Annotated in this window: 9 protein-coding genes; 2 read left to right on the top strand and 7 right to left on the bottom strand. The window is 69.5% G+C overall.

The genetic code is table 11. The features are described from left to right. Positions 1-35: 35 nt before the first annotated feature. On the bottom strand, positions 36-1,751 hold the full coding sequence (locus IE267_RS18465; protein ID WP_161256315.1) for a BCCT family transporter: 1,716 nt from the start codon (positions 1,749-1,751) through the stop codon (positions 36-38). A 142-nt stretch (positions 1,752-1,893) separates the two neighbouring features. Between IE267_RS18465 and IE267_RS18460 the strand changes: the two genes are divergently transcribed. Together IE267_RS18460 and IE267_RS18455 are read left to right on the top strand one after the other, a co-directional pair. Next, on the top strand, positions 1,894-3,048 hold the full coding sequence (locus IE267_RS18460; RefSeq protein WP_189763960.1) for a glycerate kinase: 1,155 nt from the start codon (positions 1,894-1,896) through the stop codon (positions 3,046-3,048). A gap of 149 nt (positions 3,049-3,197) precedes the next feature. Beyond that, the gene (locus tag IE267_RS18455) at positions 3,198-4,733 is read left to right on the top strand and encodes an MFS transporter (RefSeq protein WP_189763959.1); all 1,536 of its coding nucleotides are present in this window, start codon (positions 3,198-3,200) and stop codon (positions 4,731-4,733) included. Between the two features lie 683 nt (positions 4,734-5,416). Here the strand turns inward: IE267_RS18455 and pssA are convergent. The 6 genes from pssA to IE267_RS18425 form a co-directional block, all read right to left on the bottom strand. Beyond that, complete coding sequence (gene pssA / locus IE267_RS18450; RefSeq protein ID WP_167152553.1) at positions 5,417-6,271, bottom strand: CDP-diacylglycerol--serine O-phosphatidyltransferase; 855 nt, start codon at positions 6,269-6,271, stop codon at positions 5,417-5,419. After that, complete coding sequence (locus tag IE267_RS18445; RefSeq protein ID WP_161253660.1) at positions 6,258-6,914, bottom strand: phosphatidylserine decarboxylase; 657 nt, start codon at positions 6,912-6,914, stop codon at positions 6,258-6,260. The genes pssA and IE267_RS18445 overlap by 14 nt, the downstream gene beginning before the upstream one ends. Before the next feature lie 173 nt (positions 6,915-7,087). Continuing rightward, entirely contained in the window at positions 7,088-8,293 is a 1,206-nt protein-coding gene (locus tag IE267_RS18440; RefSeq protein WP_161253663.1) for an acyl-CoA dehydrogenase family protein, read from the bottom strand. 2 nt (positions 8,294-8,295) lie between these two features. Beyond that, positions 8,296-8,844, bottom strand: a complete 549-nt coding sequence (locus tag IE267_RS18435) for a MaoC family dehydratase (RefSeq protein ID WP_189764051.1) — start codon at positions 8,842-8,844, stop codon at positions 8,296-8,298. Positions 8,845-8,849: 5 nt separating this feature from the next. After that, positions 8,850-9,818 carry an HpcH/HpaI aldolase/citrate lyase family protein gene (locus tag IE267_RS18430; RefSeq protein ID WP_161253666.1) on the bottom strand — a complete coding sequence of 323 codons (969 nt, stop codon included), beginning with the start codon at positions 9,816-9,818 and terminating at the stop codon, positions 8,850-8,852. Next, complete coding sequence (locus IE267_RS18425; protein ID WP_167152552.1) at positions 9,815-11,842, bottom strand: ethylmalonyl-CoA mutase; 2,028 nt, start codon at positions 11,840-11,842, stop codon at positions 9,815-9,817. Before IE267_RS18425 ends, IE267_RS18430 begins: the two co-directional genes overlap by 4 nt. Between the last annotated feature and the right edge of the window lie 8 nt (positions 11,843-11,850).

Here is an 11,850-nt window from a genome sequence, read left to right as displayed (position 1 = left end):
AGCGGCTGACGTGCGACGCCGGGGGCCCGGCCTTGTCAGGGCTGTGCGGGGCCCGAACTGTCGTCACCCGTACGGGACTTGGCGGCCCGGCGCAACCGGTGGTGCCGGGCGCCGCTCTGCTCGCTGATGGCGTCGCCGACCATCGTCCGTACCGCGTCGCGCATGCCGTGCAGCGCGCCGTGCCGGGACGGCCCCGCGCCCGGGTCCTCGCGCAGCTCCTTCACCAGCGACCAGCACAGGCCGAGCATCACCACGACGAAGGGCAGCGCGACCAGGATCGTCGCGGTCTGGAGCGACTTGAGGCCGCCCGCAACCAGCAGGACCGCGGCGACCGCCGCCATGAGCACGCCCCACATCACCACCAGCCAGGTCGGCGGGTGCAGTGAGCCCCGACTGGTGAGCGAGCCCATCACCAGGGACGCCGAGTCCGCGCTGGTGATGAAGTACGTCATCACCAGGACCATCGCGATGTACGAGGTGACCGAGCCGATCGGCAGCGCGTCCAGCATCGCGAAGAGGGAGGCCTCGGCGCCGTCCTTCACCGCCCCGGCGAGATCGGCCGCGCCGGTGGAGGCGATCCGGATCGCCGTGCCGCCCATGACGCAGAACCAGATGACCGTCGCGCCGCTGGGCACGAGCAGTACCCCGACGAGGAACTCGCGGATCGTGCGGCCCTGCGAGATGCGGGCGATGAAGGTGCCGACGAACGGCGCCCACGAGAGCCACCAGGCCCAGTAGAAGATCGTCCAGGCGCCCAGCCAGTCACGGTCGCTGAAGGCGCCGGTGCGGCTGGCCATCGGGAGCAGATCGTGCAAGTAGCCGCCGATGGAGGCCGGAATGGTGTCGAGGACGTACACGGTGGGGCCGAGCACGAACACGAAGACCATCAGGACCGCGGCCAGCACGATGTTGATGGTGGACAGCCACTTCACGCCCTTGTGCAGGCCCGAGAACGCGGACAGTACGAAGGCCGCCGAGAGCGAGGCGATGATGACGAGCTGGGTGGTCTGCGAATTGGCGACGTTCGAGGTGATGTGGAGGCCCTCGGCGACCTGGAGGGCCCCGAGGCCCAGGCTCGTCGCGGTGCCGAAGACGGTCGCGAACACGGCGAGCAGGTCGATGCACTTGCCGGGCAGGCCGTCGGCCCGCCGTGCGCCGATCAGCGGCACGAACGCCGAGGAGAGGCGGTTGCCGCGCCCCTTGCGGAACCCGGCGTAGGCCAGTGCGAGGCCCGCGATGCCGTAGATCGCCCAGGGGGTGAGCGTCCAGTGGAAGAAGGAGTACTCCAGGGCGGTGCGCGCGGCATCGCCCGTGCCGGGCAGGGCGCCGCTGGCCGGGGGCGGGCTGAGGAAGTGGGTGAGCGGTTCGCCGACCCCGTAGAACATCAGGCCGATGCCCATGCCCGCGCTGAACATCATCGCGATCCAGGCCAGGTTGGTGAACTCCGGCTCCGAGTCGTCCGCGCCCAGCCGGATCCGCCCGTACCGGCTGATCGCCAGGACCACGCACAGCACCAGGAAGGTGTCGGCGGCGACCACGAAGAGCCAGGCGAAGTTGTTCAGGACCCAGGCGAGCGCGGTCGAGGAGGCGCTGTCGAAGGAGCTCTTGCCCAGCGCCGCCCAGGCGACCGCGGCCACCACCGCGAGCACACCGATGACGATCACGGTGGTGTCGGGGGAGGGTTCGGGGGCCGGGGGCGGGTCGCCCGGCGGGGGACCCGAGGCGGAATGATCGATCGAATCCATGCTCATGTCGCCCCACTATGGTGTGGGATGTATGCATTTTGTGGGGTGGCGCGCCGTCCGTGGACCCCGGTGGCTATGGGCAGGCGCGCGCCGGGCGGATAGGGTCTGAAGCGGCGCGACTGCCTGTTCGAAAGCAAGGGATAGCAAGGTGACGGACGGCGCAGTTTTGGAGACCGCCCGCGTACTCGTGGCGGCGGACAAGTTCAAGGGCTCGCTCACGGCCGTACAGGTCGCGGAGCGGGTGACGGCCGGGCTGCGGCGGGTCGTCCCGGATCTGCGGGTGGAGACCCTGCCGGTCGCCGACGGCGGCGACGGCACGGTGGCGGCCGCGGTGGCGGCCGGATTCGAGCGCCGCGAGGTGCGGGTGACCGGCCCGCTAGGCACCCCGGTGACCGCCGCGTACGCGGTACGCGACGGTGTGGCCGTGGTCGAGATGGCGGAGGCCTCCGGGCTCCAGCACCTGCCCGAGGGGGTCTTCGCGGCGCTCACCGCCACCACGCACGGCTCCGGCGAGCTGCTGCTCGCCGCCCTCGACGCGGGCGCGCGGACCATCGTGTTCGGTGTCGGCGGCAGCGCCACGACCGACGGCGGAGCTGGCATGCTGGCCGCGCTCGGCGCCCGTTTCCTGGACGCCTCGGGCGAGCCCGTCGGCCCCGGCGGCGGCGCGCTCGCCGACCTCGCGACGGCCGACTTCTCGGGGCTCGACGCCCGCTTCGAGGACGTGGAGCTCGTCCTCGCCAGCGATGTCGACAATCCGCTGACCGGCCCGAAGGGCGCCCCGGCGATCTACGGCCCGCAGAAGGGCGCCTCGCCCGAGGACGTGGCCACCCTGGACGCGGCTCTGGCCCACTACGCCAAGGTCCTGGAAGGCGTGCTCGGCGAGAAGGCGGCCGAGGCCGCGCTCGCCCCGGGCGCGGGAGCCGCGGGCGGCATCGGCTACGGCGCGCTCGTGGCGCTCGACGCCACCTTCCGGCCCGGCATCGAGGTCATGCTCGACGTCCTCGGCTTCGCTCCCGCGCTCGCGGGGGCCACCCTGGTCATCACCGGCGAGGGTTCGCTCGACGAGCAGACCCTGCACGGCAAGGCCCCGGCGGGTGTCGCGGCGGCGGCGCGGGCGGCGGGCATCGAGGTCGTCGCGGTGTGCGGCCGCCTGCTGCTCCACCCGGGCCAGCTCGGCGAGGCCGGCATCCGCCGCGCCTACGCACTGACGGACCTCGAATCCGACCCGGCTCGCTGCATGGCGAACGCGGGCCCCCTCCTGGAGCAGGTCGCCCAGAACATCGCGAACGACTTCCTGCGTTAGAGCGCCCCGCCTCGGAACGGCCCCCCTCGCACTCGCGAGGGGGGCCGTTCTGTCGTTCCCTGAAGCAGCCGGCGGTGCGCGTGCGACCAGGTGTGCGAGTTCCTTCAGATCATGAGACACTAATGTCTCATTCGATACTGGAGTGTTCCATGACGTCGCCCCTCGGCACGCCGGCCCTCGACCCCCGGCGCTGGCTCGTTCTCGCGATCCTGTCCGGCAGCCTGCTGCTCATCGCGATGGACACCACGATCCTCAACGTCGCCTTCCCCTCCCTGGTCAGCGACCTTCAGCCCAGCTCCGTACAGCAGCTGTGGATCATCGACGTGTACGCGCTCGCGCTCTCCGGCCTCCTGGTGACGGCCGGCGCGCTCGGCGACCGCTGGGGGCGCAAGCGACTCCTGCTCACCGGCTTCGCGATCTTCGCGCTCGCCTCCCTGATGGCGGTGTTCGCGACCGCGGCCTGGCAGGTCATCGGCGCCCGTGCGCTGCTCGGCGTCGGCGGTGCGGCCATCATGCCGTCCACCCTGTCGATCCTGCGCGACGTCTTCACCGACGCCCGTGAGCGCGCCCTCGCCTACGCGGTGTGGGCGGCGGTCTTCGGCGGCGGCATGGCGCTCGGCCCGGTGGTCGGCGGTCTGCTCGTGGAGCAGAACGGCTGGCAGTCCGCGTTCCTGATCAACATCCCGGTCGCCCTGGTGATCATCGCGTTGGGTGCCTGGATCCTGCCCGAGTCGCGTCAGCCCCGCGAAGGCCGCTGGGACTGGTGGGGCGTGGGCCAGTCCGTCGTCGGCATGCTTGCCCTGGCCGGCGGCATCAAGCAGCTCGGCAAGGGCGGCCCGGCCGACCCCGTCGCCTGGGTGCTGCTCGTGGTGGCCGCCGTCGCGCTCACCGTGTTCGTCCGCCGTCAGCTGCGGCTCGCCCACCCGCTCTTCCATGTGCGGCTCTTCACCAACCGCTCCTTCAGCATCGCCGCCGCGTCGATCTTCCTCGGGATGATCGCGCTCGGCTCCGCGCTGTTCCTCGTCACCCAGTGGTTCCAGTACGGCCAGGGCTACAGCCCCCTGGAGGCCGGTGTGCGGCTGCTTCCGGCGCCGCTCGGCCTGGTCGTCACCTCGCTGGTGACCCCGGTCCTGATGCACCGGCTGCCGATCCGGCACGTGATCGGAGGCGGGCTGCTCCTGATGACGGCGGGCCTCGCCCTGCCCTGGCTGTTCCAGCAGTCCGGGCCGCTGGCCTACCCGGGCGTCGCCGTGGCGCTCGGCGTGCTCGGCTGTGGTGTCGGCATCGCGACCACGGCGGCCTCGGTGACCCTGATGGCCTCGGCCCCCAAGGAGCACGTCAGCGGTGCGGCCGCCGTCGAGGAGACCTGCTACGAGCTGGGCGCCGCCATGGGCGTCGCCATCCTCGGCAGCATCGCGGCGGCCCTGTACCGGGCCAAGCTGCCCGAGCTCGGTCTGGACGGGGCCGCGACCGCGTCCGTACGCGACTCGGTCGGCGAGGCGGCCCATGTGGCGTCCTCGCTCGGCGGGCCGGCCGGGGCGCTGCTCCTGGAGCGGGCCTCGGCGGCCTTCACGGCGGGCATGACGCCGACGTTCCTGCTGGCCGCGGTGTTGCCGTTGGCCGCCGCGGGCCTCGCCTGGGCGAAGATCCCGGGCGACCTCCGCCCCACGGACAACGCCCACTGACCCCGGGGGCTGCGCCCCGGGCCCCGGGGGGTCTGCCCTCCCGCCCGCCCATATAGCGGGTTGCATCGGCTGAGCCCTGGGGCTGCGCCCCAGACCCGCTGAGGGGCTGCGCCCCTCGAACCCCCGCAAGGGGCTCCGCCCCCTGCACCCCCGTTCGCGCCTGAACGGCGCTCGTCCTCAATCTCCCCCAAGGCCTTAAGGGCCAGGGGGGACCCCCATGACAGGCTGAAGGTGCCCCAGAACCGGTACTGCCAGGGGCGCGAGGAACTGCGCGAGAAGCGGGCACGGTCCGCAGCCGAAAAGGGGGTTGGGGGCGCGGGGAACTGCGCGAACGGCCCCGCGGTCCGCGGACGAAGGCGGGTTCAGGGGCGCGGGGAACTGCGCGAGCAACCACGCACGGTGCGACGCCGACCGGCAACGGGTTCTAGGGGCGCGGGGAACTGCGCGAGCAACCACGCACGGTGCGACGCCGACCGACAACGGGTTCCAGGGGCGCGGGGAACTGCGCGACAAGCGACCACGGCCCGCAGCCGAGTAACCGGCAAGCGGTATCGTGCCCCGCCGGCAAGCAAAAGCAGCCCGCCCCGCACGCACGCGAAACTGGGCGGAGCACGGCGGTGCGGGAGCACGGAAAGGGGCCCCGGGTTCAAGAACCCGGGGCCCCTTGCCAGCGCCGTGAGGAACTAGGGCAGCTGCGCTGCCCGCGCCTCGCGGCGGTTGTCGCGGAAGGTGTTCACCCGTCGGGCCGTCGCGAAGAGGGGGATCGTGGCGGCCAGGACGATCTGCAGCGCACAGCCGGTCTGGAGCAGCGTCTGACCGCCGGGGGCGTCGAACGCCCACGCCGCGAGCAGACCCATCGCACCGATGATCCAGCTGAGCATCGCCACCGCGAGGATGCCCCGCGGCTTCGGGTACTCGACCCGGCTCACCATGAGCCAGGCGACTCCGATGACGGCGAGCAGCGTCGGAACGAACGGCAGCTCCAGCAGGACGATCGAGACGACCGTGAGGGCGCCGAACGGGCTCGGCATGCCCTGGAACATGCCGTCCTTCAGCGTCACGCACGAGAAGCGCGCGAGTCTCAGCACCACGGCGAGCAGCACCGTGATCGCCGCGACCGCGGCGACCCGCTGGTGGGCGTCGTCCGCGACCATGCCGTACACGAGCACGAAGTAGGCCGGGGCGAGCCCGAAGCTGATGAGGTCCGAGAGGTTGTCCAGCTCGGCGCCCATGGGGGAGCTGCGCAGCTTGCGGGCGACCAGGCCGTCACAGAGGTCGAAGATCGCGGCCAGCAGCATCAGGATCACGGCGGTCGCGGCGGAGTGCCGCGCCATGCCGGTCTCCTGGCTGCCGGAGAGGTGCGGGATGAGGATGCCGGTGGTGGTGAAGTACACCGCCATGAAGCCGCACGTGGCGTTGCCCAGCGTGAGGGTGTCCGCTATCGACAGCCTCAGTGAGAGCGGCATGTCCTCGACGTCGTCCTCGGACTCCGCCTCGGGGACCCAGCCGGCCTGCGTCTCGGGATCAATCACGGTCAATTCGAGTCACCCCCGCCGTGGTCGCCTGACCGACCTCGACCGCGACCTCGACACCCTCGGGGAGGTAGATGTCGACCCGCGAGCCGAAGCGGATGAGGCCGATGCGCTCGCCCTGCTCCACCTTGGTGCCCTGAGGGACGTACGGCACGATGCGCCGCGCGACCGCGCCGGCGATCTGGATCATCTCGATGTCACCGAGCTCGGTGTCGAAGTGCCAGACGACGCGCTCGTTGTTCTCGCTCTCCTTGTTGAACGCCGGAACGAAGCCACCGGGGATGTGCTCCACCGAAGTCACCGTGCCCGCGAGGGGCGCGCGGTTGACGTGGACGTTCAACGGGCTCATGAAGATCGCGACGCGGGTACGCCCGTCCTTCCACGGCATGATGCTCTGCACCACACCGTCGGCGGGGGAGATGACCCGCCCCTGCGTGATCTCACGCTCGGGGTCGCGGAAGAACCACAGCATGCCCGCCGCGAGAGCGGTGGTGGGTACGGCCACGATCGCGGCGCCCTTGGAGCGGCGCGAACGGGCCAGGCTGAGGGCTGCGGTGGCGACGGTCGGCAGAAGCCACGGCGATGCTCCGCGAGCAAGGCGTCCCTTGAGGAAGCCGTCGCGTGGTGCAGAGGTTTGGCTGTGGGGCATGGATGACCTTCGTAGCGGATGATGCCGCGCTGGCAACGGGGGACGGCGGCAGGTTTACCGGCGATGGTATCGGTTGCGAGCCGCAACTGGGCAAGCCAGAAGCCGAGTCGGCGGCCGGAAGACGATGACAGGGTGTGATGTTCTTCGCGGCCAGACCGACTCAAAAGCGACAATCAACCCTGGAACCGGTACTCCTCAAGAAGTCGACGCCCAATGATCATTTTCTGGATCTCGGCGGTACCTTCACCGATGAGCAGCATCGGCGCCTCGCGGTACAGGCGCTCGATCTCGTACTCCTTGGAGAAGCCGTAACCGCCGTGAATGCGGAACGCGTCTTCCACCACCTCCTTGCAGTACTCGGAGGCGAGGTACTTCGCCATCCCTGCTTCGAGGTCGTTTCGTTCCCCGGAGTCCTTTTTGCGTGCTGCATTGACCATCATCGCATGCGCCGCTTCGACCTTGGTAGCCATTTCGGCGAGCTTGAACTGGATGGCCTGGTGCTGGGCGATCGGCTTTCCGAAAGTGTGCCTTTGCTGGGCATAGGAGACACCCAACTCAAATGCACGCTGAGCGACTCCACAGCCACGTGCCGCGACGTTGACCCGGCCGACCTCGACGCCGTCCATCATTTGGTAAAACCCTCGGCCGGTGGTCCCGCCGAGCACGCGATTGGCCGGAATTCGCAGTCCGTCCATGACCAGTTCGGTGGTATCGACGCCCTTGTATCCCATTTTGTCGATCTTGCCGGGAATTGTCAGGCCCGGCCGGACCTCGCCGAAGCCCGGCTCCTTCTCCACCAGGAAGGTCGTCATCGACTTGTGGGGCGCGGTGCCCTCGGGGTGGCCTTCGTCACTCCGGCACAGAACGGCTACGAGCGATGACGTTCCGCCATTGGTCAGCCACATCTTCTGGCCGTTCAGGACGTACTCGTCGCCGTCCTTGACGCCCTTGGAAGTGATCGCCGACACATCCGAGCCGAGCGCCGGCTCGGACATCGAGAACGCGCCGCGCACCTCGCCGAGCGCCATGCGCGGCAGGAAGGTGTCCTTCTGTTCCTGGGTGCCGTGCTGCTTGAGCATGTAGGCCACGATGAAGTGCGTGTTGATGATGCCGGACACCGACATCCAGCCACGCGCTATCTCTTCCACGCACAGGGCGTAGGTGAGCAGCGACTCTCCGAGGCCGCCGTACTCCTCGGGGATCATCAGGCCGAACAGGCCCAACTCCTTGAGCCCCTCGACGATCTGCGTCGGGTACTCGTCCTTGTGCTCCAGCTGGGTCGCGACCGGAATGATCTCCTTGTCGACGAAGTCCCGCACGGTGGCCAGGATTTCCTGCTGGACGTCGGTCAGACCGGCGGTCTGCGCGAGACGGGCCATGGCTACTTCTCCGTCTTCTCGGCGGGCTTCTCGGCCGCCTTCTTGGCGGGCTCGACGAGCAGGGGCCGGCCGGGCTGCTCGCCGCCGCGCTCCTTGATGTACGTCTCGGTCGGCACCATCACCTTGCGGCGGAAGACGCAGACCAGGGTGCCGTCCTGCTTGTAGCCCTTCGTCTCGACGTGGACGATCCCGCGGTCGTTCTTCGACTTCGAGGGGGTCTTGTCGAGGACCGTCGTCTCGCCGTAGACCGTGTCGCCGTGGAAGGTCGGCGCCACGTGCCGCAGGGACTCGATCTCCAGGTTGGCGATCGCCTTGCCGGAGACGTCCGGCACGCTCATGCCGAGCAGCAGCGAGTAGATGTAGTTGCCCACCACGACGTTCTTGCCGAAGTCGGTCGTGTTCTCCGCGTAGTTGGAGTCCAGGTGCAGCGGATGGTGGTTCATGGTGAGCAGACAGAACAGGTGGTCGTCGTACTCGGTGACCGTCTTTCCGGGCCAGTGCTTGTAGACGGCGCCGACTTCGAACTCTTCATAGGTACGGCCGAACTGCATGGTGCTCACGCCTCCGGGATCTCGAACTTGGACGTGCGCTGCATGCCCGCCGCCCGCCCCTTGCCGGAGATGACCAGGGCCATCTTGCGACTGGCCTCGTCGATCATCTCGTCGCCGAGCATCGCCGAGCCCTTCTTGCCGCCCGCCTCGGACGTGCAGTACTCGTACGCGTCCAGGATCAGCTCGGCGTGGTCGAAGTCCTCCTGCGACGGCGAGAAGATCTCGTTCGAGGCCTCGACCTGGCCCGGGTGCAGCACCCACTTGCCGTCGAAGCCGAGGGCGGCCGCACGCTGGGCGACGGCGCGGTAGCCGTCGACGTTGCGGATCTGGAGGTAGGGACCGTCGATCGCCTGGAGGTCGTTGGCGCGCGCGGCCATGAGGATCTTCATCAGGATGTAGTGGTACGCGTCCGCGCCGTACCCGGGCGGCTGCTCGCCCACGACCAGGGACTTCATGTTGATGGACGCCATGAAGTCGGCCGGGCCGAAGATGATCGTCTCGGTCCGCGGCGAGGCCTCCGCGATCGCGTTGACGTTGTTCAGTCCGCGCGCGTTCTCGATCTGCGCCTCGATGCCGATCTTGCCGACCTCGAAGCCCATCGTCTTCTCGATCTGGGTGAGCAGCAGGTCGAGGGCGACGATCTGCTGGGCGTCCTGCACCTTCGGCAGCATGATGCAGTCGAGGTTCTGGCCCGCGCCCTCGACGACGGTGACGACGTCGCGGTACGTCCACTCGGTCGTCCAGTCGTTCACGCGCACCACGCGCGTCTTGCCCGTCCAGTCGCCCTCGTTGAGGAACTTGACGATGGTGTGCCGCGCCTCGGGCTTGGCCAGCGGGGCGCAGGCGTCCTCCAGGTCGAGGAATACCTGGTCGGCCGGCAGGCCCTGGGCCTTCTCCAGGAAGCGGGGGTTCGACCCGGGGACCGCGAGGCAGGAGCGGCGGGGGCGGAGCCGGTTGACGGGGGTGGTGCTCATGCGGGGACCTCCAACGGGTCGAGCTTGTTCGCTTTCCGGATCTCGTCGACGATACGGCCGATGATCTCCGTGATACCGAAGTCCTTGGGAGTGAATACGGCGGCCACGCCCGCCTTGCGCAACTCTTCGGCGTCCGCCGGCGGGATGATCCCGCCCGCGATGACCGGGATGTCGGGCGCGCCCGCCTCGCGCAGACGCACCAGGACGTCCGGGACGAGTTCGGCGTGCGAGCCGGACAGGATGGACAGGCCGACACAGTGCACGTCCTCGGCGAGGGCGGCACTCACGATCTGCTCCGGGGTGAGCCGGATGCCCTGGTAGACGACCTCGAAGCCGGCGTCCCGCGCCCGCACCGCGATCTGCTCGGCCCCGTTGGAGTGCCCGTCGAGACCCGGCTTGCCGACGAGCAGGCGCAGCCGGCCCGAGCCCAGATCGGCGGCCGTTCGCGCCACCTTCTCGCGGACCGCGGCCAGGGGGGTGCCCTCCTCCGCGGTGACCGCGACCGGGGCCGAGGAGACACCGGTGGGTGCCCGGAACTCGCCGAACACCTCCCGCAGCGCCTCGGACCACTCACCGGTCGTGACACCGGAGCGCACGCACTCCAGGGTCGCCTCCATGAGGTTGCCGGTGCCCTTGGCCGCCTCCTTCAGCTTCTCCAGGGCCTTGCAGGGCCGCGGGTGGTTGAAGGGCGGCTGGTAGCGCGTGTCGCGCCAGTTCTTCAGCGCGGCGACCACCCGGGCCTCGACGGCCGGGTCGACCGTCATGATCGCCCCGTCCAGGTCCGCGGTGAGCGGGCTCGGCTCGGTGGACTCGTAGCAGTTGACGCCGACGATCTTCTCCTCGCCGGCCTCGATCCGGGCCCGGCGCTCGGCGTGCGAGGAGACGAGCTGCGACTTGAGGTAGCCCGACTCGACGGCGGCGAGCGCCCCGCCCATCTCCTGGATGCGGTCGATCTCGGCCAGGCACTCCTCGACGAGGGAGCTCACCTTGGCCTCGATCACATGGGACCCGGCGAAGATGTCCTCGTACTCCAACAGGTCGCTCTCGTGCGCGAGCACCTGCTGGATGCGCAGCGACCACTGCTGGTCCCAGGGGCGCGGAAGCCCCAACGCCTCGTTCCAGGCGGGGAGTTGGACCGCGCGGGCGCGGGCGTCCTTGGACAGTGTCACGGCCAGCATCTCCAGGACGATCCGCTGGACGTTGTTCTCCGGCTGGGCCTCGGTCAGGCCGAGCGAGTTGACCTGGACGCCGTAGCGGAACCGGCGCTGCTTGGCGTCCTCGATCCCGTACCGCTCCCGGGTGATCCGGTCCCAGATGCGGCCGAAGGCGCGCATCTTGCACATCTCCTCGACGAAGCGGACGCCCGCGTTCACGAAGAAGGAGATGCGGGCGACCACGTCGCCCTTGCGGTCGTCGGGGATCTGGCCCGACGCGAACACCGAGTCGAGCACGGCGATGGCGGTGGACATCGCGTAGGCGATCTCCTGGACCGGGGTGGCCCCCGCCTCCTGCAGGTGGTAGCTGCAGATGTTGATCGGGTTCCACTTGGGGATGTTGTTGACGGTGTAGCAGATCATGTCCGTCGTCAGGCGCAGCGAAGGGCCCGGCGGGAAGACGTGCGTCCCGCGCGAGAGGTACTCCTTCACGATGTCGTTCTGGGTGGTGCCCTGGAGCTTGGTGATGTCCGCGCCCTGCTCCTCGGCGACCACCTGGTACATGGCGAGCAGCCACATCGCGGTGGCATTGATCGTCATCGAGGTGTTCATCTGCTCAAGGGGGATGTCCTGGAACAGCCGCCGCATGTCACCGAGATGGGACACCGGGACCCCGACCCGGCCCACCTCGCCGCGGGCGAGGATGTGGTCGGGGTCGTATCCGGTCTGCGTCGGAAGGTCGAACGCGACCGACAGACCCGTCTGGCCCTTGGCCAGGTTGTTGCGGTAGAGCTCGTTGGACGCCTCGGCGGTCGAATGACCCGCGTACGTCCGCATGAGCCACGGCCGATCCTTCTGACGCTCTGTCATGAATGGTC

The organism is Streptomyces xanthochromogenes, from assembly GCF_014650455.1.
Classification (GTDB): domain Bacteria; phylum Actinomycetota; class Actinomycetes; order Streptomycetales; family Streptomycetaceae; genus Streptomyces; species Streptomyces xanthochromogenes.
The sequence above is the reverse complement of the archived record's forward strand: the minus strand, read 5'-3'. Positions and strand labels throughout refer to the sequence as shown.

What these genes read in the sequence shown, in the direction of transcription:
- IE267_RS18465 (WP_161256315.1), bottom strand. Translation starts at nt 1,751, where the DNA reads ATGAGCATGGATTCGATCGATCATTCCGCCTCGGGTCCCCCGCCGGGC.
- IE267_RS18455 (WP_189763959.1), top strand. Translation starts at nt 3,198, where the DNA reads ATGACGTCGCCCCTCGGCACGCCGGCCCTCGACCCCCGGCGCTGGCTC.
- IE267_RS18445 (WP_161253660.1), bottom strand. Translation starts at nt 6,914, where the DNA reads ATGCCCCACAGCCAAACCTCTGCACCACGCGACGGCTTCCTCAAGGGA.
- IE267_RS18440 (WP_161253663.1), bottom strand. Translation starts at nt 8,293, where the DNA reads ATGGCCCGTCTCGCGCAGACCGCCGGTCTGACCGACGTCCAGCAGGAA.
- IE267_RS18435 (WP_189764051.1), bottom strand. Translation starts at nt 8,844, where the DNA reads ATGCAGTTCGGCCGTACCTATGAAGAGTTCGAAGTCGGCGCCGTCTAC.
- IE267_RS18430 (WP_161253666.1), bottom strand. Translation starts at nt 9,818, where the DNA reads ATGAGCACCACCCCCGTCAACCGGCTCCGCCCCCGCCGCTCCTGCCTC.
- IE267_RS18425 (WP_167152552.1), bottom strand. Translation starts at nt 11,842, where the DNA reads ATGACAGAGCGTCAGAAGGATCGGCCGTGGCTCATGCGGACGTACGCG.